Consider the following 26,070-nt stretch of genomic DNA (forward strand, 5'->3'; position numbering starts at 1 on the left):
CCTCCTATACGTGAATAGCAATGTCTGATGCATCGAGACCCACTTCTTTAATTATTTCTCCAACAGATGGATGCGCAATTGTCGCACTCGACATTTCTAATGCAGAAGCATTCATGAATTTTGCCAGTGAGATTTGATTGATTAACTCCGTCGCATGCGCACCAACAATCGTTGCCGATAAAATATCTCCATTTTCTGCTGTGTTTAATTTGATAAAACCTTGACCATCATCTTCAATAATTGCTTTAGCAATTACTTTAAGCGGCAGCTTGCTTGTTTTAAATTTAATATTTTCACTTTTTAACTGCTCAGTGGTCATACCAATTGAAGCAATTTCTGGTTGTGTGTAAACACATCTTGGTACCTTATCATAGTCAATGAGATAAGGAGACTCATCAGCAATGTGTTCACTAGCAATAATTGCTTCTTCAATCGCAACATGTGCAAGCTGATAAGAATCTACAACGTCACCAATGGCATAAATGTGTGATTCTTTAGTCTGATAAAATTCATTGACATCAATCACAGCATTTTCTTTGACTAACACTTTGGTATTATTTAAACCAATTGAATCAGTATTCGGCTGTCGACCAATTGCAACGACGACTTTATCGAATACTTGATCTTTATCATCTAACTTAAGGTGAACTGACTCATCTTTTAGACTAACATCGTCTTCTGATAAGAGTGTACTAGTATGAATTTTAACACCTTTGTCTTCTAGTGATTTTTGGATTGCTTTTGACGCATCTTTGTCTTCCTCGGCTAACAGTCTATCACTCGCTTCGATCAATGTCACATTGGCACCAAAGCTATTCAAGATTGTTGCAAATTCAACACCAATAACACCACCACCGATTAAGGCAATAGACTTAGGAATTTCTTCTAGTTGCATCAGATCATCACTCGATAAAACAAGTTTGTGATCGAAAGGTAAAAATGGTAAGCTGCTTGGTTTTGAACCTGTAGCAATGACGACAAAGTCGTTGACTAAGACGTCACTTTCCTTATCTTCATCCTCATAAGATACACTGACTGCACCTGCTAAAGGAGAGAATAAGGAAGGTCCTAAAATAGTTGCGGTACCTTCATATATATCTACTTTATTTTTATTTAAGAGATATTTTATACCATCTTGCATTTGTTGAACCACTTGATCTTTTCTTTGGTTGATTTTATCGATTGTAAAGCTTGGTTCAACTTTATCAATCCCAAACAGTTCTGCGTGTTTCATTGCTTCAATTAATTCGGCACTTTTAAGAAAGCTTTTTGTTGGAATACATCCTTTATTTAAACATGTTCCACCGAGTTTAGACTTTTCAACTAGTGCTACTTTTTTTCCTAATTGGCTAAGCTTAATGGCAGCAACATAGCCACCTGTGCCACCACCGATGACGACAGCATCATAATTCTCAGTCATGTTCTTCCTCCCTGATATAACTTTTAAGTAAACGATTGTCTTCGAGTACAGAATAAGCACCATATGCTAGAGCATCCATCTCTAATTCACCAGCATAGACAGTGATTGGAGCTATAAAATCTACATATTCTGTAATTGAGTCAATGATATAGTCGCTGTAGCTAAGTCCACCGGTAAAAATTATCTGATCGACTTGCCCTTTTAAGACTGCGGCTTTGGCACCAATCTCTTTTGCAATTTGGAAAACCATTGCTGAGACAACTTGTTCTTTATCACGGTCACCTTCTTTAATTGAAGATACGATCTCTTCTACATCCGCACTATCTAAGTGAGATAATAAACCACTTCGTTTAGATACTAAAGATATTAAGTCAGCATGTGAAATGTTAGTATCTTCAAGGTAGTCTAGTAGCGCATCGACTGGAATGGAACCCGCTCTAGTAGGACTCATTGGGCCGTCCCCTTTTAAGCCGTTATTGACATCGATAACTTTACCACCAAGATGTGCACCGACAGTAATACCGCCGCCCATATGAATGACGATTAATCTTAAGTCTTCGTAAGTTTGATCAATACTGTCTGCAAATTTTCTTGCAACTGCCTTTTGATTTAAAGCATGAAAGATGGATTTACGATTAACGTCCTTGATGCCTGTCAATCTCGCTTCATCACACAACTCATCAACGACAACAGGATCTGTAATTACAGCTTTTATACCATGGTTTTTAGCAAAAGAATGCGCTAATATTCCTGATAAGTTAGATGCGTGTTCTCCATAACGTCTCGTGTTTAAGTCAAGTAACATATCATCATTTATTAAATAAGTACCACCTTCTATAGGTTTTAATAAACCACCTCTCGCTGACACAAAGTCAATGTCTGATGCATTTGTGTTACTCTCATTTAAAAAATCAATAATGATTTGATAACGAATTTCTTCTTGGGCTTTCTGATCTAATTTTATTATACCCTTATCATGAGAGTAGGTCTTAATATATGTGCAAGATAAATCTCGGTAAAGCGCAAGCTTAGTCGTTGTGCTTCCGAGATTTATAACAAGTATTAAATGAGACATTATTTTTTACGACCGCTTAAGATGTTTTTATCGCTTTGAGTGAACTTGCTCTTCACATTTTGAATCGCTTGAATGCGGGATTCAGCTAAGTGATCTGCAGCGTGTTGAGGTGAGATGTTTTGTTCTTTAGCAATCGTAAAGATTTTATCGATTTGTTTGTAAACATCTTTAACTTTAGATGTCGCACGTTCTTTATTGTACCCAGTAAGCTCATCTGCAACGTTAATTACCCCACCAGAGTTAACCACATAGTCTGGTGCATAGACGATACCTAGGTCTTGTAAAGCTTGACCATGCTTTTCAATTTCTAATAGTTGGTTGTTTGCACTACCACAAATTGCTTTAACTTTTAATTGTGGAATAGTTTTATCGTTTAAAATTCCTCCGAGTGCACATGGTGCAAAGATATCCGCATCTACACTGTAGATTTCATCTAGGCCAACAGCTTTTGCACCAAAATTATCCACTGCTCTTTGAACTGCTTTTTCATTAATATCAGTGACAATTAAATTAGCACCAGCTTCATGTAGGAGTTCACACAAGCTGTAGGCAACGTTACCGACACCTTGAACAGAGATTGTCTTACCGTTTAAGTCATCACTACCGAACGCTTCCTTAGCAGTTCTTTGCATAGCTGAGAAGAGACCTAGTGCAGTAAATGGACTTGGGTTACCTGAAGATCCAAATGATTCAGAAATACCACAAACATAATCTGTTTCTTGGTAGATAAAGTCCATGTCCTCAACAGTTGTACCAACATCTTCTGCTGCGATATAGCGACCACCAAGATTGTTGATGTAACGACCGAGAGTTCTAAAGAAAGCCTCAGACTTATCTTTTGAAGCATCTCCAATAACAACAGCTTTACCGCCACCTAAGTTAAGTCCTGCAGCAGCATTTTTATAAGTCATGCCTTTAGCGAGTCTTAAGACATCGATAATCGCATCTTCTTCTTTTTCATAGTTCCAAAAACGAATTCCACCTAAGGCAGGGCCTAATGTTGTGTCATGTATACAGATAATTGCTTTTAAACCACTATCCTTATCCTGACAAAATACAAGTTGTTCGTAATCTCCGTCTACCATTTCTGTGAATATCATTTATTTTTCCTCCTTGGATTATGTTAATAATTGAAAAGCAAGTTTTAAAGAATTTAGTTTTTCATCCTTACTATCTGCCCTTGAAGTTAATACAAAGGGTGCTTTAAGACCGATAATTAAACCTGCTACGTGAGCGCCAGCAGATATTGTTAGCGCCTTATAGAGTACATTGCCGGCATCAATATTCGGCATGATTAAAATATCAACATCACCAGCAACTTTAGATTCATAACTTTTTACTTCAGCAGCTGCTTTTGATAAGGCAAGGTCATAGGACATTGGTCCTTCAACTACAGCATTTTTAAAGTGATGATTATCGGCAATACTTTGATTGATCACAGTGGATTCTATTTTAGGATTTACTTTCTCCACTGCAGAAATCAAAGCAACTTTTGGCTCTGTAACACCTATTTTTTCAGCTACTCTAAGCGCATTGTCTATAATGCTAATTTTCATTTGTTCATCCGGATTAATGTTCATTGCTGCGTCCGAAATAATCAAAGGTTTATGATAACTTGGAAGTTTGAATAATGCAATGTGGGATAACAATGGTTGATCTAGTAGCTTTAAGCTTTTATTTAATACTGATTTTAAAATAGTATTTGTTGAAATAATACCCTTCATCAGTATATTCGCTTGTCCAGTTTGAATGAGTGCTGCAGCTGCATTTGATGCTTCTTCATCGGACTCTGTATGATGTATAGAAATTCGATGGTCATACCACTCAAAATTTAATTTTTTAAATGCTTCTTCTAAACCGTCCTTGTTGTCAAATAAATGCCAGGAGACTGTAGAGTCTGTGGATGTTTCTTTGACAATTTCTAATAAGTCTAGTGAATTTGCACGTACGAGTGCAATTGATTTAGAGGCTGTGTTGTTTAGGTTCAGCATGCTGTCAAAAGTCAATTCAATCCCTCCTCTTATTATTATACAATATTTCTGATAAAAGGCTCATAAAGACCTGTTTTTGTAAGCCCTTACATTTAGAATAACTCTAATTTTAAGAAATGAAAAGCATATTACGAATGTTTAAGTATTGCGAAAATTAGCTTAAATCTTTCACATATTTTTCGACTATAATATTAAAATTTCATGTATAATATTAAGTAGAAAAATCTTTAGGAGCTTTTCAATGCAAAAAATTATTGCTTTACTAATATTGGTTATTCCTTTTATCATCGCAGGGGTTGGCATCAAGCTAATGAGAGATGCAATCTTTGGTATTGTTATTGACCCTTTTACTTATACAGCACTTCAATTTATCGTCGGTCTAGCCATGACTGTTATTGGCGTTTGGTTTATAGGTGGTTACCTACTCCATAGAGAGAAGAAAAACAAAAGAGCGCAAGAACGTTTCTTAAAAGAAAAACAAAATAAAGATGAAGTCAAATAAGATTCCCCTCTAAATATTACAGTTAAGACAAAACTGTTTTATTTAGAGGATTTTTTAATATTACAAATACATTAAATTTCGTTAATTTTGATAATTTTGTGACAAATCTTATCTATACTTGGCTTATATCTTATTTTGGAGGTTATTTTATGAAGTATAAGAATCGCTTAATTATCCCTACTCTACTTTCAACTAGCTTGATAGCATCAAGTATGGTTGCAAGTGCTGATGAAATGGAAACAGAAGAACAATCTTTTGAAGAAAATCTTCAAGTGCAGTACAGCGATGAAGAAAATACAGATCAAGAGGCTGAAAAAGATGAAGACAGTTCAGTAGCAGAAGACGAAGAACTTGAAAATAGCGAAGAAGATAAGACGAAGGACGACACAGGGCCTGAATCGGAAAATACAGCTAAAATAACCGAAGATGAAGTTACAGCAGAAGAAACTACTGAAGAAGATAACACTGAAGTAGAAACAGAACAAGATCTTTCTGTAGAAGAAAAAACAGTATCAGAAAGTCCAGACCAAGTTGAACAAGACCCTACAGTAGAAGAAACTTCTGAAGAACTTGAAGAAGTAGAAGCTGAAGAAAACAACAATACAGAAGTTGTGGCTGAAGAAACTGAACAAGAAGTGACCACAGAAGAAAATACTGTACCTGAAGATGTTGAGGAAGTTGTTAACGAAGAGAACACTACTACAGAAGTTGAAGAAACAGAAAATAATAATTCCGAAGCTGTGACAGAAGAAGTCGAACAAGAAGTTCCTACAGAAGAAGTAGTAGTTGAAGATGATGAAACTGAAACAAACACTACTTCAGAAGTCGAAGCAAGTGAAAATAAGACTACAGAAGAGATAACTGAGGAAGTCGAAAAAGAAGTTACTCAAGAGGAAGAAGTCTCTAATGAAGTAGAAGAAAATGTTACTGAAGAAGACTCTAGTTCAGAAGTTCAAGAAGACGTTCAAGAAGAAATGGAAAATTCGTCGACTGATGAAACTAAGGAAGAACAAAACAAGATAAATGACAGTGAAGCTGTAACTGAAACTGAAGAAGTAGCTGAAAGTAAAGAAGAGACAAAGGAAGAAAATACTTCTGAAGAAACAGATCAAGTTGACGAATCAAGTGAAGATAATGAAAAAGAAAGCGAAAATAACACTGACAAAGCTGCTGAAAAAGAATCAGAAACAGCTACATATAAATATGATTCTGAGACGCTTGTAAGTGAACTTGAGAATAAATCAGCTTCAGAACGTGCTCAATTCTTAGAAGAAAATGCTGATGACATCGAAGCAGACGAAGCACTTTTATCAGAGTTAAGTGAAGCTGTAGAAGCTGAGCATGGTATTGAAATTGATGAAAACCAAGTGTTCAGTACTTTCAGTACAATGTCTATGTCACAAGCGATTACAGATATTAATAGTTATATCGAACAGCAAAACTTTGAAGTTGCAGAAATCCAATACGATATTATAGATCATCTACCATTATATGCATATGAATCAAATATTGGTTGGAATCCTGAAAATGGTAAAGTTGGTCAACCTTCAGGCGTCGTTCTTCACGATGTTGGAAATGATAATTCAACCATCTATGGTGAGATTGAATACATGTCAAGAAACTGGGAAAATGCATTTGTTCATGCCTTTGTAGATGCAGATAACATTATCCAAGTTGCCAATACTGATTATCTAGCCTATGGTGCTGGTCCTGTATCAAACGAAATACACCTACAAGTTGAGTTGGTTCGTCATGATAACCAACATGATTTTGCAAGATCTATTAATAACTATGCTGACTATGTCGCAAATTTACTTTATAAATACAAACTACCTGCTGAAAGAGCGGATAGTTCAGGCAATGGGACTTTATGGTCACATGTAGAAGTTTCTAATATTTTAGGTGGTACAGCCTCACCTGACCCATATGAATATTTCCAGACTCATGGTTATGCATATGAAGATTTAATCAGCCTCATTCAAGGTCGCTACAATAATCTATATAATAAAGTGACAACACCAAGTATTTATATGCCTACTTTTGAAGGGGATACTTCAAATTTAGCTGGAAATATCACTAATCAAAATAGAGGTATCTATGAAAGCATCACGGATGTGAGAACAAGTGATGCAAGTAACTACTTAGACCAAGAATTTAGAATAGTACGTTCAGAAATATATAATTACGAAGAGTACTACCTACTTGAAAGCATTGAAGACGGGACTACAATCGGTTGGATGTACGCTGGAGATGTCTACACATCAGCATTAGATGAGAAACCAGTTGAAGAACCAGAAAAAGAAAAACCATCAGAAGAAGAAACACCTGCTGAGGAAAACAAACCAGAAGCACCTGAAAAAGATGATGACTCAGAAGAAACAGAAAATGAAGCACCGGTTGAAGAACCTAAACCAGAAGAACCTAAAGAAGACACTGATTCTGAAAAAACAGAAGATGAAAAATCAAATGAAGAAGCTAAGCCAGAAACACCTGAAAAAGATACTGATTCAAAAGAAACAGCTGAAGGTGACGTAGAAAATGATCAACCTTCAGAAGAAACAGATTCAGATGACACTAACGAGACAGATAAAGAAACATCTGATGATGTTGAGGAAGATACAAGTTCTGAAGATTCATCTCAAAAACCTGAAGATTCAGGAGAATCAGATGATGATACTACTCAATCTTCAGAAAAAACAGAAATGGAAGATTCAAAAGATGATGCTGAATTAGAAAAAGATGACAGTAAAACTGAATCTAACGAAGTGAACAATGAATCATCTGATACTGATGATAGTAAGTCTCAGGAAAGTGAAAATAACACTGAAGAAGCGAAAACAGACAAAGATGAATCAAATGATTCAGATGATGATAACAAATCAGAAACAACTAATGTGTCTTCACTAGTCGATTCAGCAACTGGCGTCATAGTTTATAGTGCAACTGATGAGTTATTAGGTAAATCATTAGCAGTTACTGTGCTTAATCCTTCTAAGGCAATTAATGCACCACATGATTTATATGATATCCATATTCTTAACAGTGACGGATCATTATACGATCTGAAAAATCCTGTGACTGTTTATCTACCTGTAAATGGATATGTATCTAATCTATACTATCTTGGAGATATAGGCGAAACACTTGAAGCTGTTTCATATCGTACTGAAGGTGACTATGTAGTATTTGATGTATCTAGCTTTAGTCAATATGCAGTGGTCTACGGTGAGTCAACAGAAGAAAATACTGTCGTACCACCTACTTCAGATGATAACAGTGGCAATGATGATTCAGTGTCAGGTGAAAACAATCACTCTAAAGTTTATACAGAAGCAGTAGATGATTCAGTTGAAGTTGCTACTGTAGAAACACAGGATGATAAACCAACTTCTGAAAATGAAGAACAAGCAGAAGTTCTACCAAATACTGGAGTTGATGAACAAAGTACAACTATTTTAGCAACAGTACTTGCAGCACTTGGACTTGGCTTCCTTGTAAGAAGAAGAAAGGTCAAAGAAAATAAGTAAATCTTACTAATTAGCAGGTAAATTTGATTAGTAATAAGAATACACCGTTTGTATCCTTGGTTTTTAGGATATTAACGGTGTATTTATGTTTCTTGATATTATGAATGAATATATCTTATCGGACGTCGTCAAAAATTCGATGACCAATATAAACTAGATCCTATAACCCTGCCCTATTCTTTTCCTGAATTCAACAACTCTTCTGCATTTAAGCGCGCTGCTTCTGTGATTTTTGAGCCACTGATCATTCTGGCAATTTCTTCTACTTTTTCATTGTAATCTAAGTACCAAGCTTTAGAGTATGTTCTTTCCTTATCATTGGTTTTTTCAACGTGTAATAAGTGATTGGCTATCGCTGCAGCTTGCGGTAAGTGAGAAATTACAATGACTTGTCTTTGTCTCGATAAAAGTCTCATTTTCTCGACCATGGTCGCAGCAACGACGCCACTGACTCCAGTGTCTATTTCATCAAAGATTATCAGTGAATCGCTATCGAAATCAGAGAAAATTGTCTTCAGTGCTAAACTGACTCGAGATACTTCTCCTCCTGAAGCGATCTTATTTAATGGTTTTAAAGGCTCTCCTTTATTAACACTGATTAGAAACTCTGCATCTGTGTAACCAAGCTCATTAAAATGTGCTTCTTTTAAGTGAATTTCAAATTGTACATTCGGCATCTCCAAATCATTAAGTTCACTTCTTAATTTACTTTCTAAGAAATGCTTACGATCTTGACGGTATTGATGTAGCGCTTCTGCCGATGTTTCCATTTTTTTATACAATCTTTTTTGTTCTTTTTCAAGGCGCTCAAAGGACTGAGATATATTTTCTAAGTCGTTGATATCAGAGGCTAATTCATCTTTGAAGGCTAAGAGATCTTCATAGGTTTTCGTGTATTTTCTCTTGAGTTGATTAATCTGATTTAAACGCCCCTGAATGAGATTCAACCTCTCAGCATCATAATCTATTGATGATAGGTCATTCGATACTTGAGAATTTAATTCTGTGAGCAAATAGTAAGCATCCATTAAAGTATCTTTATATGATGTATATGATGCATCATAACGCGTAATGGTCTCAAGTGATTGACTGATATCATATAGCATACCTTGAGGTGGATATTCACTGACTAAGAGTGATTTGATTTGGTTTAAAGAATCACTAATATTTTCGTAGTTTGATAAAAATTCGAGTTCATTCTCAAGCTCTTCTTCCTCATCATCTTTTAAATCCATCGTATTGATTTCTTCAAACTGAAATTTAAGCATTTCCAATTGAGTCAGACGATTTCTATCTTTATATTCAAGCTCTTCAATTCTTGTATTTACTTCTTGATAAGCTTCATAGTCATCTTGATACTGCTTAAAAATATCCTCATCAGTTAAGCCAATATAGCGGTCTAATGATGCGAGTTGTTCAGGTTTCTTTAGCACGGCATGGTGTGTTGATTGTGAATGAATAGATAAGACATGATGCATGATATCTTTGAGTTGATTGAGTGTAATCATCTTATTATTCATCTTGATTAAGCTCTTGCCATTATTCATAATTTCTCTTCTGACAATATACAACTCATCACGTTCAATGCCGATGTCTTCGAGGGTTTCATTTAAAGGCACATATTCCGGAAAATCAAAGACACCTTCAATGACCGCACGACTTTCTCCGTGTCTAATATCATCTTGAGACGCACGTTTGCCATTTAAATAAGCAATTGAATCAATTATTTTTGACTTCCCTGCCCCAGATTCTCCTGTTAAGACAGTCATCCCTTTGTTAAAATCAATCTCTATATTTTCAAGCACCGCAAAGTTTTTTACACTCAGTCTTAATAGCACATTAAACACTCCATTTATTAAATGAGATTAAAAATTCGATCCTTGATTAATTGCTGAGAAGCTTCATCTCTACAAATCAATAGACAAGTATCATCTCCACAAATGGTACCAATAACTTCTTCCCATTCTAGCTGATCAATAATTGCCCCGATAGATTGAGCATTACCTGGTAAAGTTTTTAACACTAATAAATTTTCTGTATAGTCCAACTTTACAAAGCTGTCCATTAAATAACGGCCAAGTTTTTCTAAAGGATGATATTGTCTATCTTTAGGCATACTGTAGACATATTCTCCACTTGGTGATGGTACTTTAATCAATTGTAGTTCTTTTATATCTCTTGAAACGGTAGCCTGAGTGACATTAAACTTGTGTTCATTTAGCTTATCTACCAAATCTTCTTGTGTCTCAATCTTGTTGTTGGTGATAATTTCTCTAATCTTAATTTGCCGGATTGACTTGTTTGACATGTTAAATCCCCCTTGTATAAGTTCATTGAATATTTATTCATTATATTATCACAATATTTTACACTTGCCTAGCAAAATCAAAAGACATCAGCGATGCACTACCATGCTGATGTCTTCTTCTGTAATGCTATTAATTTTTTTGCCATCATTATTCAGAAAGCATAAATATTCTATGTTTCCTTTACTCCCTTTAATAGGAGATTGACTGATATCTAAAAGAGAGAACCCAAGTGCTTCACACTCAGATAAGACTCTTTTTATGACATTTTGATGGGTCTCTTGATTAGTAATAATTCCACTTTCTTCTCGCTCTTCTAAATAGCTTTCAAATTGTGGTTTAATCAGTGCTGATATAGCATACTGATGACTAAATAAAGATTTAATATGTCTAAGAATCGGCACGATAGAAGTAAAAGAAACATCTATCGAAATCAAATCTGGTAAGATTTTAAAATCCTCTAAAACAGTGTCTTTAAAATTTGTCTGTTCCATCACAACAACACGCTCATCGGTTCGGAGCTTATAATCCAGCTGATTAGTACCAACATCAACAGCATAAACGAGTTTTGCACCTGATTTTAAGGCACAGTCTGTAAAGCCTCCTGTGGATGAACCAATATCAAGCATGATGATGTCGTCCATATCAAGTTTGAAAGTTCGAATGGCATGTTGCATTTTTAAGCCACCACGAGAAACGAATTCCTTTACATTTTTAAAGCGGATTTCTGCTTTCTCAGGGTCTAATTTATCAGATGGCTTATAGACGGGTTCATTATTATTCAAGACCTTACCAGCCATAATCAGACGTTTAATATCTTCTAGAGATCCAACATTGAAGTTCTCAAATATAAATTCATCAGTACGTACTTTTTTCATTCTTGACCTCTAATAATTGGATAGATTTATCGATGATATTTGAACTTGTTAGACCAATATCTCCAAGTAAACGGTCGACGTTACCATGTTCAATATATTCATTATCTATGCCAAGTCTTTGAACGAGATTACTATATTGTTTATCGTTTAAATAAGTTGAGACCATAGAGCCTAAACCGCCAATTAACATAGCTTCTTCAACAGTAAATACTGGTAACTTACTATTTCCAATCTCATCTAACATCTTGTAATCCATCGGTTTTATAAATCTTGCATTAATGACCTTAGCACTAACACCTTTTTCTTCTAAACCATGGGCTGCTTCTAAGACCGTTTGAAGTGTAGGGCCATAGGATATTAAAACAATATCACTGCCCTCTTTTAGAACTTCCCAAGTCCCATGTTTTAAACTATCTCTATCTTCGTTCATATCGACACCAAGCACATTACCTCTTGGGTATCTGATTGCCATAGGACCTTCTGTTTTAAATGAAAAATCAATCATCATAGCCGCTTCTTTTTCATCTCTCGGCATCATGAGCGTCATATTTGGTAATGGACTAATAAAGCTAATATCGAAGACACCTTGGTGTGTTTCTCCGTCAGCACCAACTAGACCACTACGATCTATACCTACTAAGACATTAAGGTTTTGTCTATCAACGTCATGTAATAGTTGATCATAGCCTCTTTGTAAAAAGGTTGAGTAGATTGCAAGATAGGGCTTCATACCAGCTGCTGCAAGTCCTGCTGACATGGTCACAGCATGTTGTTCTGCGATACCAACATCAAAGAAGCGCTCAGGCAATTCGTTTTGGAATTTTGTTAGTTTACTACCTACAGGCATAGCGGGTGTTAAAGCGACGATGCTCTGGTCTTTATGCGCATGTTCTAAGACTGTATTTGACATAAAACCGCTCCATGACTCAGTAGACTTCTGACCAAGCACTTCGCCAGTTTCAGTTTTATAAGGGCCAAGTCCATGCCAGACACCAGTTTTATCGTGTTCAGCTGGATGATAACCTTTACCTTTTTTAGTAATTACATGAATTATGACTGGTCCTTTATATTCTTTTGAAGTTTTAATGGCAGCAGCTAGATCTTCAAAACTATGACCGTCCACAGGACCAATATATTTAATGCCTAGTTCTTCAAAGAAGACACCATCCACAAACATATACTTGGTACTATCTTTCACACGATCTGCTAAGTCTCTTAAAGTTGTGCCCACTTGCGGTAACTTTTCGATAAACTCCTCAGCACCGTGTTTTATTTTGTTGTACTGTGTATTAGTTCTCATACGTCCAAGCATATTGTGTAAAGCTCCGACGTTTGGTGCAATACTCATTTCATTATCATTTAAAATAATGGTCATATCAGTTTTATCACTACCAATATGATTCAGAGCTTCTAAAGCCATTCCGCCAGTAAGCGCACCGTCTCCAATGATTGGAATCACGTGATTATCTTCACCTTTTATATCACGTGCTTTTGCAAATCCCATAGCTGCAGAAAGCGATGTAGAAGAATGCCCTGCTTCAAATACATCGTGTTCACTTTCACGCATTTTAGGAAAGCCACATAGCCCCTTGTATTGACGTAAAGTATCAAACTGAGCTATGCGTCCTGTTAATATTTTGTGTATATAAGCTTGATGTCCAACATCAAAAATTATTTTATCTTTAGGCGAATCAAAGTACTTATGAAGCGCAATAGTTAATTCCACGACACCTAAGTTTGCTCCGATGTGGCCGCCTGTTTTTGCGCATGATTCTATGAGAAATTCTCTAATATCACTTGCAAGTTCCTCGAGCTCCTTATCATTTAAGTTTTTCAAAAATGAAGGCTCTTCAATACTATATATATTCATATAGCAACCACCTTTAAATTTACTATTAATTATTATAACACTATATTATATGAGCAAAAAGAAAATGATAACCCCTAAGAATGGAATTATCATTGAGTTCGATCAGCGAACATTGCCACAATTTCTCTCAAACCACTAGTATCAATGTCGTGATCTAGTTCTGTTAAAATTTTATATGCATTTTTTTCTTTTTTCTCAAGTTCCAATTTAGCACCATTCAAACCGAGTTCACTAACGTAAGTGACCTTACCTTTTTTCTCATCACTGCCAGTGTTCTTACCAGTTTCTTCTGGTTTACCTTCTATATCTAGAATATCATCTTTAATTTGAAATAATACACCAATGACCATGGAGAAATCTATAAGCTTCTCTTTTAATTTCTCAGATGCATTAGCGACAATTGTTGCAAGTGATACTGACGCTCTGATGAGCGCACCCGTTTTATATTGATGAATGCGTTCAAGTTCACTTAAACTAATGGTCTTATTCTCTGCTTCTATATCAAACATTTGTCCGCTAATCATACCCGCTTGACCACTGGCAGAAGCTAATTCATTGATCAACTTAATCCGAGTTTCAAAACTCAAATTATCATCATTAGAAATTACTTTATAACTTTCATTTAAGAGATTATCTCCTGCTAAAATAGCTGTCGCTTCACCAAAAACAACATGGTTAGTTGGTTTTCCTCTTCTTAAATCGTCGTTATCCATAGCTGGTAAATCATCATGAATTAAAGAATAAGTGTGAATCATCTCAAGAGCAGCTGCAGCACTGAGTCCCTTGTCTCTATCTACGGCTAATGCATCTAAGACTGTAAATAAGAGCATAGGTCTTAAGCCTTTGCCACCAGCTTCTATAGAATAGCGACTCGCTTGATAAATAGTCTCAGATTGACGATATTTATATAAATGGTCCAGTATATACCTTCTTACCATTGTTAAAGACTCAGTCTTATTCATCTTCATCTGCCTCAGACAATTCAGCGACTTTCAATTCAGCATTTTTAAGAATATCATCACACTCTTTAGAAAGTTTAATACCTTCTTGATATAGAATTAGTGATTTTTCTAAAGACACTTCTTCTTCATCTAAAGATTTTACAATCTCTTCTAAGCGTGTCATTTTCATTTCAAATGTTTGTTCATTTTTCTCCATCTTTAGTCACCTCTATAACTTCAGCTTTAACACTGCCGGAATCAAATGTTATTTCTAATTGGTTACCTTTTTGTAGTTCTTTAGCGTTACTAACAATACTACCTTGATAAGTCGTGTAGGAATAGCCTCTTTTTAATATTTGTCCTGGACTGACTGACTCCAATACTTGGATATTTTTATTTAGTCTATCAGCCCCGAGCTTCAATTGTTGTTTAGTTGAACGATTTAAGGAATCGACTAAACGTTTAAGTTCTAGCTGCTTGTTTTTAATTTCAGGTAAAGGACTATTGTAATTAAGCCCAGTCATTCTTTGACTTAAATTATGACGATATAAGACTAGACTCTCTTTCATTTTGTTTTCCAGCATCATCGTATATTCGTTTAGACGATCGGTTTCTTCACTATATAGTAAATTAGGATTTTTAAATTTATAATAAGAAGATAAACTTTCAAGATTCTTTCTCTTTTTAGATAAACCATTATTTAATATGTACTCAGCTTGTTCTTTAAGTTCACGAATTTTAATTAGTAAATCTCGACTATTAGGCACAGCTTGTTCAGCAGCAGCTGTTGGAGTCGGCGCTCTTAAATCACTGACATAATCAACTAAAGTAATATCTGTCTCGTGGCCGACACCTGTAATAATCGGTGTCTTCATATTAAAAACTGTCAGTGCAACATCAAGCTCATTAAAGGTCCAAAGGTCTTCAATAGACCCACCTCCGCGTGCTAAGAGAACGGTATCCGCATCTAAAGAGTCAGCACGTTTTAAATTACTAATAACACTATCTTTACTCAGTTCACCCTGGACATAAGTATTTAATAAGGTCACTTTAACCAAAGGATAGCGACGAGACAAAGTAGTTATCATATCTTTAATGGCAGCACTTGTTTTAGAAGATATAATCGCAATATGTTTTGGGTAAAACGGAATACTTTTTTTGTGGCTTGATGAAAAATATCCTTTTTCTCTTAAAAGTTTCTTATTCTCTTCAAGCTTTAGAAACAGTTGGCCAATACCATCGATTTCCATTTCTTTTACCAATATTTGATACTGACTACGACCAGTATATAAGCTAACATTGCCACTTAATAAGACATTTTGTCCCTCTTCAGGTTTAAAATCTATTTTATCAGCAAAGCTTCTAAACATCACAGCATTAATAACAGCTGAATCATCTTTTACTGAAAAATAAATATGCCCATTTGAATGCTGTTTAACGTTAGATAGCTCACCTTTAAGAAAGACCCGTTGTAGGTACGGGTCTTTGTCAAATTTATATTTAAGATATTTACTCAGAGACTGAACTGATAAATACTGATTGCTCTTCATTTTAATTATCCTTCATTTTGTACGGCAAAATTTTTCAATACTCCATTTACAAATCGATGACTATCTTTATCGCCGTAATTTTTTGCTAATCTGACAGCTTCGTCTATAACAACCTTTACAGGTGAGTTATGGGCCTGTAATTCACTTAGGGCAAGCCTCAATATATTTCTTTCAACTTTGGAAATACGTTCAATTGTATAACCTGTTAAATTTTCACTAATTTTCTCGTTAATTGATTCTTTGTTTGCAATATAATAATCTACAGTTGCTTTGATAAACATCTCTCTCTGATAAAGGTCATAGAACTTACAAGCATTTAACTCTACGAGATCTTTGTCAATTTGAAACAGTAATTGGAAAACCTTTTGTCTTTGTTCATGTCTCTTCATGCTAACACCTAAACCTATCTATTTACTTATTTAATAATGTTCACGATGTGTACATTTACTTCATTAACATTTACTTCTAACATATTATAAACCGCTTGTTTAACATTTTGTTGTATACGTTCAGCAACATTGTGGACATTTCTATCTGTTGAAAGGACAACGTAGATCGCGATATGAATTGTACCTTCTTGAACGTCTACTTTAACGCCACGACCTCTGAACTTCTTACCAAGCTTTTCAATATTACCACTAGCAAAGTTATTCTGTAAGGAGTGCACACCTTTTGTTTCTTCGACTGCAATGCTTGAAATTACTTCTATAACCTCACTAGAAATTTCAATCGTGCCTAAATCAGTACTTTGATTTTGTAGTATCATCACAATCACCTCCCTATTATTATAGCATGTGCATTCAAGTTATAAAAATGCTTTATCTAAAAAAGCCCATCATGTTTATGATGGGCAATTTTTACTTCATAATATCCTCTTCAGCTAAGAAGTTTGTATTGTAATCATTATTGATAAAAGCTTTATTTTCTAACAGTCTCTGGTGAAACGGAATCGTCGTATCAATGCCACCTATATAAAATTCACTTAGGGCGCGACGCGCTGTTTTTAAAGCATCATCTCGATCACTACCATGTACGATAAGTTTAGCAATCATCGAATCATAAAAAGGAGGAATCGTATAACCTTGATATGATGCTGTATCCATTCTGACTCCAAAACCACCTGGTTGTAGGAACTCTGTAATCTTCCCAGCAGAAGGCATGAAATTTTTATATGGATTCTCCGCATTGATTCTAAATTCAAAAGCATGACCTTTAAACTCGATATCCTCTTGTTTAAAAGCAAGTGGCTCATGGGCAGCAACTTGAATTTGTGCCTTAACTAAATCAATTCCAGTAATCATCTCCGTTACAGGATGCTCTACTTGGATTCTCGTATTCATTTCCATAAAGTAAAATTTATGTTCATTTAAATCATAGATAAATTCAATCGTACCAGCACCGATATAATCGATGCTTTTAGCTGCACGAACCGCAGTCTCACCCATCTCTTGACGCGTTTCTTTACTTATGACAGGACTCGGTGCTTCCTCAACTAACTTTTGCATACGGCGTTGTACCGTACAATCTCTTTCACCTAAGTGAACAACATTACCGTGATAATCTCCAAGTACTTGTATTTCTACATGGCGGAAGTTTTCAATATATTTTTCAATATAGAGACTCTTATTACCAAAAGCACTCTCTGCTTCTTGCTCTGTTAATTTATAGTTTTGTTTGAGTTCTTCTTTATTTCTGGCAATGCGGATACCTTTACCGCCACCACCATAACTTGCTTTTATTATGATTGGGAAACCAATTTCTTCTGCAACTTTATAAGCGTCTTCAAGTGATTCAACAACACCATCACTCCCTGGTACTGTCGGCACATTCGCTTCTTTCATAGTCTGTTTAGCAACATCTTTAACACCCATTAAAGAAATAGTTTCAGACATTGGCCCGATAAAGTTTAAGTTAGAGGTCTCACACATTTCAGCAAAGTCACTATTTTCTGCTAAAAAGCCATAACCAGGATGGATTGCGTCGCAACCTGTTGACTCTGCTATAGTAATAATTCCAATCATGTCGAGATAACTATCTTTTGAGAGCTTCGGTCCAATACAGTAAGATTCTGTAGCCAGTTTCCGGTGTAAACTGTCCTGATCTGCTTCAGAATAAATACTTACTGTTTCAATACCTAGTTCGTGACATGCACGGATAATTCTTACAGCAATTTCACCACGATTTGCAATTAATACTTTTTTTATCATCGTACTCTAAATAATGGTTGGTTATATTCAACCATTTCTCCATCATCCACAAGGACTTCTACAATTTCACCGGATACGTCTGCTTGGATTTCATTGAATAATTTCATTGCTTCTAAAATACAAACAACAGTAGTACTTGTTACTTTATCCCCTACTTTGACATAAGCTTCCGCTTCTGGTGATTGTGCTTTATAAAATGTCCCTACCATAGGTGCTTTGATTGTTTGTCCTTCTTCTTTAGGTGCAGGAGCCACATTTTCAGTTGCTTTATTTACCACTTGGTTTTGAGCAGTTTCTACAACTGGTGCTGCCTGAACTTGTGGTTGTGACAATTCTCTTTTTAATTTAATATCCACATCTTTATCTTTATATGATAATTCTGTAAGTGAAGCACGCTCCATTTTTTCGATTAAAGAATCGACTTGTTCTAAATTCATTTAAAAACTCTCCCTAAAATAATATGTGTTACATTCTACAACGGTGGTCGTACCAATTCAAGTGTTATTTAAGAGCAGTCACTACTGCTCTTAAATTTAGGCTCTAGAAACGTAAGAACCATCATCAGTGTTAACCACAAGCACATCTCCTTGGTTTACAAAAAGTGGTACTTGTAGTGTGACACCTGTTTCTAGTGTTGCAGATTTAGATGCACCACTTGCAGTGTCTCCCTTGATTCCTGGTTCAGTTTCAATTACTTCTAGTTCAACTGTCTTAGGCAGTTCTACTCCTAGAGTTTCACCTTCATATAACATGATTGATACGTTCATGTTTTCTTTTAAATAATTTACTTCGTGTTCTAGTTGACTTGCAGGAATTTCTAGTTGTTCATATGAGTTATTATCCATGAAGACATAAGAGTCCCCATCTGCATAAAGATATTGCATTTTATTATTATCTATTTGAGCACGACCAACTTTTTCCCCTGCTCTAAAAGTTTTCTCTTGGGTCGCACCTGTACGTAGGTTTTTAAGTTTAGAACGTACAAAAGCCGCACCTTTACCTGGTTTAACGTGTTGGAAATCCATTACTCTCCAAATTCCACCGTCTGTTTCAATTGTTAATCCTGTTTTAAAATCGTTTACTGAAATCATGTTTATCCTCCTATTGACCGTATCATTATATTATAAATAATTCTTTAGAACTGTGGGTAAGTTTTTTTAGACCGTCCTCAGTAACAAGCGCGTCGTCTTCTATACGCACACCACCGACCCCGTCGATATAAATCCCTGGTTCCACAGTGACACACATACCTGGTTTTAAAACATCTGAGCTCTTAGATGATAGCCCAGGTGATTCATGAACTTCAAGACCAAAGCTGTGACCTAATGAATGACCAAAGTTATCTCCAAAACCGTATGAACTTATAATATCTCTTGCAATCGCATCAGCTTCTTGGCCAGTCATTCCATTTTTAATACCATCTAAAGCTGCAAGTTGTGATTCTAAGACAATATCATATACTTTTTTCATCTCATCAGATACTGAACCGACAGCAAAACTTCTCGTAATGTCTGATGCATATCCTTTGTAATAAGCACCAAAATCTAAGGTAACCATATCACCATCTTCGATAACTTTATCTGAAGCTACTCCGTGAGGGAGTGCACCTCTATAACCACTTGCAACAATCGTATCAAAGCTTGGTCCACTTGCTCCGAGACTGATCATATGAGCTTCTAATTCGTTTTTAACTTCCATTTCTGTCATGCCAGCTTTAACGAATTTTAAGATGTGTTCATATGATGCGTCTGCAATTTCACAAGCTTTTTGAATTAAAGCAAGTTCGTCATCCGTTTTAAATTGGCGAATTTTTTCAACTTCACCTGTTAAAGCGACGAGTTCAAAAGATGAGTTTAGCTTATCATATGTATTATAATTAACGTGCTCACCTTCAAAACCTAAAGTTTTAACTCCTTTTTCCTGTAAGAAATTTATAATTGAATCAATAAGGCTACTTTCTTGTAAGATAAACTTCAGGTTCTTGGCTTGTTCTTTACCTTGGGCTTTATATCTAAAGTCACTCATAAGGAATGATTCTTCTGGTGTGATAATAACTGCTCCACTTGAGCCTGTAAAGTCGCTTAAATATCTGCGATTATAACTACTCATTACCAAAAAGGCATCTAGATTTTGATCTTTAAGTATCTCTTGAACATGTGTTAATTTATTCATTTTCTCGCACCCCTTCATTAATATCTTACAATATAATAAGCACTATTTCATTTTCTTTTTATATTTTAACGCTAACATGTTAAAATAGTCTAATGATATATAGGAGATTATACAATGAAAATCAGACTTTCTCTCATGGCGCTTACTATCTTTGTCGCCGGCTGTTCTGGCGATGATCCAGAACAATCATTAAAAAAACAAGAAGAATATAAGAGTGAATTAGAAAACCTCTTACAAACTGAACAAGTTCGTAATCAACAATTACAGTTACACTTAGATAATTTAGAAGAAGAAATTATAAATTTCGAAGAAGATAGAGACAATCCGAATGTTCAAAAATATGTTACTATCGTTTCCGACTATGCTTCAAGCCTTAGTGAAGAATTAAATGCATTAAATGACTACATCTTAAACTATAGAAACGGCGAGGAAGTTAAAACAGGAGACGTTGTTAAAGTAAGAGATTCTATCTCTGAAACTATAGAGACCTTTGACGCGTCAGTCAGCGAATTAGAATTGACAGAGGTTTTATCTCGAGAACATGAAAACCTGGTCCTTGCTAACAAAGAAATTGATGAGGCGGTAGTTGATATTGCCGATGCCATTGCAGCTGACGATGAAGAATTACTAGATGAGGCAATACAACAGTTACAACAAGCAACAGAATACTTGTAGAAAGATTGAATGCGATGACAGAAAAAATATACGGTGGTCAAGCTGTCCCAGAAGGCGTCATGTTCCAATCGAACCGCCATATGGCTACTGCGATTAGGAGAACAAATGGTCAAATTGACTACTTTGATATGCCAAGACCAGTCAATAAAGTAGCGATGAAGTTAAAAAAGATTCCTTTCATTAGAGGAATTGTCGCCATATTTGAATCAGTTGTTTATGGTATGAAGCCTATGGATTTTGCAGCAGACCGCTATGATAGAGATCCACAAGATGACCATAAAATTGAAAAAGAAAATCAAAATACAAACAGTGTAAAAGTAGCACTAACAGCTGCAATTTTTGCTATACTTACCTTTATGTTAGGTAAATTTGTGCTCACACTTGTCCCTGTTTTTATAGCTGAAATTTTTACAGGTATCGTACCTGGTAAATTCGGACAGGTACTAATAGAAACATTAATTAAGTTAATCATACTCTTAGCTTATATTTATTTCTTATCCCTAACACCGATGGTAAAAAGACTCTTTCAGTATCACGGGGCAGAACATAAGGTGATTAACTGTTATGAAAACAACTTACCTTTAACAGTTGAGAATGTTCAAAAACAGTCGAGATTACACTATCGTTGTGGGTCATCATTTATCCTGTTTACAGTACTAGTTGGTTTTGTTCTATATATGTTTGTACCACTAGAACCATTTCATGTAAGAATTATAAATAGAATAATATTAATTCCTGTAGTCCTAGGACTCGCTTTTGAAGTGTTACAGTTTACTAATAAGTTGAGAAACATACCTGTCTTAAAGTACCTCGGTCAACCCGGTCTATGGTTGCAGTATTTGACGACAAAAGAACCACAAGATGATCAAGTTGATGTAGCAATACATTCCTTTAATCATCTCTTAAGGAGTGAAAAAGAATGAAAAGAGCACTAATTATAATCGTCTTAGTTGTCGCAGCTATCGGTTTATTGATGAACCTAGATGTGGTGTTAGGAATGATTGTTAATTCTCTAATTTTCTTAATCGTTTTAGCAGGAATTATCTATGCGATATATTATTTCTTCATCTTAACTGAAGATCAAAGAAAATATCGTAAAGCCTTAAGAAAAGCTAAGAGAAGACATAAAAAGAAATAATTATTTAAGGAGAGATTTATAGTGAGTAGTTGGCTAATTGCATTAATCGTCTTAGCAGTCATAATTATTGTCCTTGTGCTTAATGCATGGTTGAGCATGAGAGGCGTAAACATGTTGACTGAAGAAGAATTTTCTAAAGATTTAAGAAAGGTACAACTGATTGATATACGTGAAAAAGACAAGTTCAATCACGGACATATATTAGGTGCTAGAAATATTCCTATGTCTACTTTTCAAATGAAAAAAAGTGGAATCCGCAAAGACATTCCAGTGTATTTATATGATCAGAGTGGTAACACAGCTTTAAGAGCTGCACGTCTTTTGAAAAAAGATGGACACACAGATATTAATATACTTAAAAAAGGAATTTCCCAGTGGAAAGGTAAAATTAAATCTAAAAATCGTTAATACTTATCTAACATAAAAAACCATCCTGAGCGAGTCGCACAGGATGGTCTTCTTTATCTTTTTTAGTTTTTGTGGAATGGTGATTTAACAAATTTAGCAGGTACTTCTTTTTTACGAACTTGAATGACGAATTCTTTATCCAGTTCATAGAAGTCAGTGTCAACAAGTGCAAAACCAATTGAACGTTTAGTTGTTGGAGATTGAGTACCACTTGTAACGTAACCTACTTTATTCCCTTCATTATCTAGTACCTCGTAGTCAGTACGTGCAATTCCTTTTCCAGTAATCTCAAAAGCAGATAAACGACGAGGTGCACCGTTTTCTTTTTGTTCTTTTAAGACTGGTTGACCAATAAAGTCACCTTTATCGACTTTAACTGCAAAGCCAATGCGAGCTTCGATAGGAGAAATTTCAGGTGTTAAATCTTGACCGTGTAATGGTAAGCCAGCTTCTAAACGGAGCGTATCTCTCGCACCTAAGCCACATTCTACTGCACCATTATCTACAAATAGTTTCCATAGTGCTAAAGTATCTTCTGGTTTAGTGTATAGTTCAAATCCATCTTCACCAGTATAGCCACTTTGTGAAATAATAACGTCTTTACCATCTACTTGTGCACCAGTCACAAAGTTAAACATTTTTAAGTCAGATAGATCTGTCTCAGTGAATTTTTGTACTAAAGCGCGTGCGTTTGGTCCTTGAATTGCTAATTGACCGTAATCGCTTGAGACATTTTCAACAGTAACATCATAACCTTCAATGGATTTCAGCCATTCGAAGTCTGTATCAGTATTTCCTGCGTTTGGAATTAGTAGATATTCATTTTCTTGAAGTTTATAGACAACTAAGTCGTCAATTACGCCACCATTTTCATTGGTAATTGCTGTGTATTGAGCTTTGACATCAGTAAGTTTTGAAATATCATTTGTTAAAGCGTAATTCAGGAATTCTTCCGCCTGATTACCAGTAACTAATATTTCACCCATATGGCTGACATCGAAGATTCCTACATCTTCTCTGACTGCTGTGTGTTCTTCTTTGATGCTAGAGAATTGTACTGGCATTTCCCAGCCACCAAAATCAACTAATTTAGCTCCTTGTTCATGGTAGTAATCATTTAATGGTGTTCTTTTTAACTCACTCATTGCTTTTTCCTCCTTAAATAAATAAAACAGGACAGCATTTGTTCTGCCCTGTTGAAATACTCTTCAGGATAACGTCCAAGCATTGTCCTTTTGCCTGAGAGATTCACCTTTTGGCTTGCTCCTTCGGCGGTGGTTTTTCACACTCTCTCCAACGCTTTTCAATCGTCATTATACTGTTGAATCCGTATTCATTATACTCATATTTTATCTATATATGCAAGTTCCAACAACTGATAGCGCTATTTTTAGTCTATGTAAGATAAAATTTCATTTACAGAAGATTCTATAGTCTCTTCAGTAGAAATTTCATAGTCAGCTACCCCTTTATATCTGTCAAGACGTGATAGATATAAATCTAAAACTTTTTGTCGGCTTTGATTTCCTAAAGGACGGTTTGTGTCGTTTTGAATTCGGTCATATAAATTATCAAAAGGTGCATTTAAAAAGAAAATTTTATGTTGTTTTTGACTGTTTAACAGTTCATAGGACTGATCATAGGAAATAATCCCGCCACCTGTTGATATTATTACATCTTCACTTAAGTATTTAGTCAAAGCTTGATACTCTAATTTTCTAAAGGATTCTTCACCGTCATCTGCGAAAATCTCTTTTATTGACTTACCTGCAAGAACTTTAATTTCATCATCTAAATCTATAACTTCTTTAAACATGTGATCTTGAAGATGTTTAGCAATAGTAGTTTTTCCAGACCCCATAAATCCAATTATTATCATGACAATTCTCCTAACTGATGATTTGGCTGATTTGGTTAATATATATTTCTATTAAATTTATACGAATCTCTAGGATAAGTTGTAGCCGTTCATAGTAATAATAATATAACCCAAGTAAATATATAAGGACAATATAAGTTGATAAGCTAAAAAATCCTTCACTTTTTAAATAGGAGTGTTTCATCTACTAGCCCCTTAATCTTTAAACTGACGACTTGTTTACTACTCGTGATTGTCACACTATCAACGTGATACATCATGGTGACAAAACCTTCTTGATTGATACTTTTTATTAAACGACCGTTCGTATAATGATAAGTTACTTCTCTTTGATCAGTCTTAAAAGTGAGTCGATTGGCGCCTTCAACTTCAATGGACTCACTATTTTTATATACATCATATATATCGATTAAAAATATATCAAAATCATAGTTATCCTCAGCCAAGTCAATTTTTTGAAAGAATGTCATCACTTGAGGTAGAGACATTGTAATAAATATTACAACCATTAAAGATAAGAGAAGTTCTACATATGTAAAACCTCTCATGGACATAAAGACCCTAGACGGTCATCGCAAGTAAACGATTGATGTGAAAATATTTCTTTAGAATAAGAGGCTAACTCTTCATCGCTTAAATATAGGCTCTTCATATATAAATCCCTATAAGTCTGTAGCTTTTCTTTACTCGTCTTATCCATTTGTCCAAGCATTAAAAATGCAGGTAAAAGCATCATAATAATTATAAATACCAACATGGATAGAATGCTGTCATAAAGTAGGAATCCTTTACTGCTCAATCCTAAACCTCCCTTTTTGAATCTGCATAATAATCCTAATATTTTTCTTTTGGCAAGAAAGATAGACTGTACCAAAAGCAGTAGTGTCGCCATTCTTTTTATAAGAATATGATGTTAAGCCGTAGTCATTCAGCTTACAAAGCTTTAAAGTATAATTCTTAATTATTTTTCGACTAGAATCCCTTACAGTAATCGTATTGTTGTATTTATGAAAGGACACTGTATAAGATTGTTGATTACTGAGGGCACTCATTTGAGCACCCTGCAGTAAATAAGATATATTTTGTATTTCATCCTCTTGTGAATGACTATTATAATCAGGCAGTTTAATAAAGGTTAGGCTCATTAAAATCGACACGATAAAAAGCACGAGGAGCATTTCTAACATAGTAAAACCTTTATGAGCGGACAGCTTCTCCATTGTTTATAGTGATGTTATCTCCATTCTGACATGATATTTGATCGTTCGTTAAATAGTCAGGAACTAAAGCATTGATAGTAGCCGGTGCTGAACCTTCGTTTAAGGTATAGGCTTCTATTTGACTTTGCACCATTTTAACTTGTGCGTCACAACCCGTGTCCTGTACATTACGGCTCTGTGCAGCAATGTTTGGAATGATTAGAATGATGAGTACTGAGATAACTAATAGCACTAAGAGCATCTCTATTAGAGTAAATCCGTCCTCTTCGTTTTTAAATTTTCTTTTGAATGCATGTCTCATGGTTTTCATC

At 35.2% G+C, this 26,070-nt stretch carries 29 protein-coding genes and 1 riboswitch; of the genes, 6 read left to right on the plus strand and 23 right to left on the minus strand.

Going from position 1 to position 26,070, the window contains the following annotated elements; all coding sequences use genetic code 11:
- Nucleotides 1–4: 4 nt before the first annotated feature.
- From lpdA to JEOSCH030_RS06355, 4 genes are read right to left on the minus strand one after another with little or no spacing between them, the layout of a single operon-like run.
- Nucleotides 5–1,420 carry a dihydrolipoyl dehydrogenase gene (gene lpdA, locus JEOSCH030_RS06340; RefSeq protein ID WP_185125782.1) on the minus strand — a complete coding sequence of 472 codons (1,416 nt, stop codon included), beginning with the start codon at nucleotides 1,418–1,420 and terminating at the stop codon, nucleotides 5–7.
- Nucleotides 1,413–2,495 carry a butyrate kinase gene (gene buk, locus JEOSCH030_RS06345; RefSeq protein WP_185125783.1) on the minus strand — a complete coding sequence of 361 codons (1,083 nt, stop codon included), beginning with the start codon at nucleotides 2,493–2,495 and terminating at the stop codon, nucleotides 1,413–1,415. The genes lpdA and buk overlap by 8 nt, the downstream gene beginning before the upstream one ends.
- Nucleotides 2,495–3,595 carry a Leu/Phe/Val dehydrogenase gene (locus JEOSCH030_RS06350; protein WP_185125784.1) on the minus strand — a complete coding sequence of 367 codons (1,101 nt, stop codon included), beginning with the start codon at nucleotides 3,593–3,595 and terminating at the stop codon, nucleotides 2,495–2,497. Before JEOSCH030_RS06350 ends, buk begins: the two co-directional genes overlap by 1 nt.
- 18 nt (nucleotides 3,596–3,613) lie before the next feature.
- The gene (locus JEOSCH030_RS06355) at nucleotides 3,614–4,501 is read right to left on the minus strand and encodes a phosphate acyltransferase (protein WP_235962241.1); all 888 of its coding nucleotides are present in this window, start codon (nucleotides 4,499–4,501) and stop codon (nucleotides 3,614–3,616) included.
- Between the two features lie 226 nt (nucleotides 4,502–4,727).
- Here JEOSCH030_RS06355 and JEOSCH030_RS06360 point away from each other — a divergent pair, with 226 nt between their 5' ends.
- Both JEOSCH030_RS06360 and JEOSCH030_RS06365 read left to right on the plus strand, forming a co-directional pair.
- Entirely contained in the window at nucleotides 4,728–4,988 is a 261-nt protein-coding gene (locus JEOSCH030_RS06360) for a DUF2627 domain-containing protein (RefSeq protein ID WP_185125785.1), read from the plus strand.
- A gap of 149 nt (nucleotides 4,989–5,137) precedes the next feature.
- Nucleotides 5,138–8,515, plus strand: coding sequence for an N-acetylmuramoyl-L-alanine amidase (locus JEOSCH030_RS06365; RefSeq protein ID WP_185125786.1), 3,378 nt, complete (start codon nucleotides 5,138–5,140; stop codon nucleotides 8,513–8,515).
- Nucleotides 8,516–8,688: 173 nt separating this feature from the next.
- Here the strand turns inward: JEOSCH030_RS06365 and recN are convergent, their stop codons facing one another.
- The 13 genes from recN to JEOSCH030_RS06430 all read right to left on the minus strand — a co-directional run bounded on the left by recN (nucleotide 8,689) and on the right by JEOSCH030_RS06430 (nucleotide 20,439).
- Nucleotides 8,689–10,353: a DNA repair protein RecN gene (gene recN / locus JEOSCH030_RS06370; protein ID WP_185125787.1), complete on the minus strand. Its 1,665-nt coding sequence runs from the start codon at nucleotides 10,351–10,353 to the stop codon at nucleotides 8,689–8,691.
- Between the two features lie 17 nt (nucleotides 10,354–10,370).
- On the minus strand, nucleotides 10,371–10,823 hold the full coding sequence (ahrC, locus tag JEOSCH030_RS06375) for a transcriptional regulator AhrC/ArgR (RefSeq protein WP_185125788.1): 453 nt from the start codon (nucleotides 10,821–10,823) through the stop codon (nucleotides 10,371–10,373).
- 87 nt (nucleotides 10,824–10,910) lie between these two features.
- On the minus strand, nucleotides 10,911–11,699 hold the full coding sequence (locus JEOSCH030_RS06380; protein WP_185125789.1) for a TlyA family RNA methyltransferase: 789 nt from the start codon (nucleotides 11,697–11,699) through the stop codon (nucleotides 10,911–10,913).
- Nucleotides 11,680–13,569, minus strand: a complete 1,890-nt coding sequence (gene dxs, locus JEOSCH030_RS06385) for a 1-deoxy-D-xylulose-5-phosphate synthase (protein WP_185125790.1) — start codon at nucleotides 13,567–13,569, stop codon at nucleotides 11,680–11,682. The genes JEOSCH030_RS06380 and dxs overlap by 20 nt, the downstream gene beginning before the upstream one ends.
- An 89-nt stretch (nucleotides 13,570–13,658) precedes the next feature.
- Nucleotides 13,659–14,531 carry a polyprenyl synthetase family protein gene (locus tag JEOSCH030_RS06390; RefSeq protein ID WP_185125791.1) on the minus strand — a complete coding sequence of 291 codons (873 nt, stop codon included), beginning with the start codon at nucleotides 14,529–14,531 and terminating at the stop codon, nucleotides 13,659–13,661.
- On the minus strand, nucleotides 14,524–14,727 hold the full coding sequence (gene xseB, locus JEOSCH030_RS06395; RefSeq protein ID WP_185125792.1) for an exodeoxyribonuclease VII small subunit: 204 nt from the start codon (nucleotides 14,725–14,727) through the stop codon (nucleotides 14,524–14,526). The genes JEOSCH030_RS06390 and xseB overlap by 8 nt, the downstream gene beginning before the upstream one ends.
- A complete protein-coding gene (gene xseA / locus JEOSCH030_RS06400) occupies nucleotides 14,714–16,060 on the minus strand; it encodes an exodeoxyribonuclease VII large subunit (protein WP_185125793.1) in 1,347 nt (448 codons plus the stop codon). The genes xseB and xseA overlap by 14 nt, the downstream gene beginning before the upstream one ends.
- A gap of 5 nt (nucleotides 16,061–16,065) precedes the next feature.
- Nucleotides 16,066–16,449 carry a transcription antitermination factor NusB gene (gene nusB, locus JEOSCH030_RS06405; RefSeq protein WP_185125794.1) on the minus strand — a complete coding sequence of 128 codons (384 nt, stop codon included), beginning with the start codon at nucleotides 16,447–16,449 and terminating at the stop codon, nucleotides 16,066–16,068.
- Between the two features lie 26 nt (nucleotides 16,450–16,475).
- Nucleotides 16,476–16,826 (minus strand): Asp23/Gls24 family envelope stress response protein, encoded by a 351-nt coding sequence (locus tag JEOSCH030_RS06410; protein WP_185126536.1) that lies wholly within the window; start codon nucleotides 16,824–16,826, stop codon nucleotides 16,476–16,478.
- Nucleotides 16,827–16,917: 91 nt separating this feature from the next.
- The gene (gene accC, locus JEOSCH030_RS06415; RefSeq protein WP_185126537.1) at nucleotides 16,918–18,264 is read right to left on the minus strand and encodes an acetyl-CoA carboxylase biotin carboxylase subunit; all 1,347 of its coding nucleotides are present in this window, start codon (nucleotides 18,262–18,264) and stop codon (nucleotides 16,918–16,920) included.
- A complete protein-coding gene (gene accB, locus JEOSCH030_RS06420) occupies nucleotides 18,264–18,704 on the minus strand; it encodes an acetyl-CoA carboxylase biotin carboxyl carrier protein (protein ID WP_185125795.1) in 441 nt (146 codons plus the stop codon). Before accB ends, accC begins: the two co-directional genes overlap by 1 nt.
- Nucleotides 18,705–18,800: 96 nt before the next feature.
- Nucleotides 18,801–19,358: an elongation factor P gene (efp, locus tag JEOSCH030_RS06425; protein WP_185125796.1), complete on the minus strand. Its 558-nt coding sequence runs from the start codon at nucleotides 19,356–19,358 to the stop codon at nucleotides 18,801–18,803.
- Nucleotides 19,359–19,383: 25 nt separating this feature from the next.
- Nucleotides 19,384–20,439 carry a M24 family metallopeptidase gene (locus JEOSCH030_RS06430; protein ID WP_185125797.1) on the minus strand — a complete coding sequence of 352 codons (1,056 nt, stop codon included), beginning with the start codon at nucleotides 20,437–20,439 and terminating at the stop codon, nucleotides 19,384–19,386.
- A gap of 114 nt (nucleotides 20,440–20,553) precedes the next feature.
- Here JEOSCH030_RS06430 and JEOSCH030_RS06435 point away from each other — a divergent pair, with 114 nt between their 5' ends.
- Genes JEOSCH030_RS06435 through JEOSCH030_RS06450 form a run of 4 tightly spaced genes read left to right on the plus strand, consistent with a single transcriptional unit; the run spans nucleotide 20,554 to nucleotide 22,660 of the window.
- The gene (locus JEOSCH030_RS06435) at nucleotides 20,554–21,114 is read left to right on the plus strand and encodes a hypothetical protein (RefSeq protein ID WP_185125798.1); all 561 of its coding nucleotides are present in this window, start codon (nucleotides 20,554–20,556) and stop codon (nucleotides 21,112–21,114) included.
- Between the two features lie 14 nt (nucleotides 21,115–21,128).
- Nucleotides 21,129–22,037: a DUF1385 domain-containing protein gene (locus tag JEOSCH030_RS06440; protein ID WP_185125799.1), complete on the plus strand. Its 909-nt coding sequence runs from the start codon at nucleotides 21,129–21,131 to the stop codon at nucleotides 22,035–22,037.
- Nucleotides 22,034–22,252: an SA1362 family protein gene (locus tag JEOSCH030_RS06445; RefSeq protein ID WP_185125800.1), complete on the plus strand. Its 219-nt coding sequence runs from the start codon at nucleotides 22,034–22,036 to the stop codon at nucleotides 22,250–22,252. Before JEOSCH030_RS06440 ends, JEOSCH030_RS06445 begins: the two co-directional genes overlap by 4 nt.
- A 21-nt stretch (nucleotides 22,253–22,273) precedes the next feature.
- Nucleotides 22,274–22,660, plus strand: a complete 387-nt coding sequence (locus JEOSCH030_RS06450) for a rhodanese-like domain-containing protein (RefSeq protein WP_235962242.1) — start codon at nucleotides 22,274–22,276, stop codon at nucleotides 22,658–22,660.
- Between the two features lie 62 nt (nucleotides 22,661–22,722).
- On the opposite strand, the gene gcvT is transcribed toward JEOSCH030_RS06450, so the two are convergent.
- The 6 genes from gcvT to comGC all read right to left on the minus strand — a co-directional run bounded on the left by gcvT (nucleotide 22,723) and on the right by comGC (nucleotide 26,069).
- On the minus strand, nucleotides 22,723–23,805 hold the full coding sequence (gene gcvT, locus JEOSCH030_RS06455; RefSeq protein ID WP_185125801.1) for a glycine cleavage system aminomethyltransferase GcvT: 1,083 nt from the start codon (nucleotides 23,803–23,805) through the stop codon (nucleotides 22,723–22,725).
- Between the two features lie 72 nt (nucleotides 23,806–23,877).
- Nucleotides 23,878–23,967: riboswitch (glycine riboswitch) on the minus strand.
- Between the two features lie 83 nt (nucleotides 23,968–24,050).
- The gene (locus tag JEOSCH030_RS06460; RefSeq protein WP_185125802.1) at nucleotides 24,051–24,539 is read right to left on the minus strand and encodes a shikimate kinase; all 489 of its coding nucleotides are present in this window, start codon (nucleotides 24,537–24,539) and stop codon (nucleotides 24,051–24,053) included.
- A gap of 158 nt (nucleotides 24,540–24,697) precedes the next feature.
- Nucleotides 24,698–25,087, minus strand: coding sequence for a competence type IV pilus minor pilin ComGF (locus JEOSCH030_RS06465; protein ID WP_185125803.1), 390 nt, complete (start codon nucleotides 25,085–25,087; stop codon nucleotides 24,698–24,700).
- Entirely contained in the window at nucleotides 25,084–25,338 is a 255-nt protein-coding gene (locus JEOSCH030_RS06470; RefSeq protein ID WP_185125804.1) for a hypothetical protein, read from the minus strand. The genes JEOSCH030_RS06465 and JEOSCH030_RS06470 overlap by 4 nt, the downstream gene beginning before the upstream one ends.
- Nucleotides 25,328–25,759 (minus strand): competence type IV pilus minor pilin ComGD, encoded by a 432-nt coding sequence (gene comGD / locus JEOSCH030_RS06475; RefSeq protein WP_268883979.1) that lies wholly within the window; start codon nucleotides 25,757–25,759, stop codon nucleotides 25,328–25,330. Before comGD ends, JEOSCH030_RS06470 begins: the two co-directional genes overlap by 11 nt.
- Entirely contained in the window at nucleotides 25,737–26,069 is a 333-nt protein-coding gene (comGC, locus tag JEOSCH030_RS06480; RefSeq protein ID WP_407929468.1) for a competence type IV pilus major pilin ComGC, read from the minus strand. The genes comGD and comGC overlap by 23 nt, the downstream gene beginning before the upstream one ends.
- Between the last annotated feature and the right edge of the window lies 1 nt (nucleotide 26,070).

Source organism: Jeotgalicoccus meleagridis, assembly GCF_903994045.1.
Taxonomy (GTDB): Bacteria; Bacillota; Bacilli; order Staphylococcales; family Salinicoccaceae; genus Jeotgalicoccus; species Jeotgalicoccus meleagridis.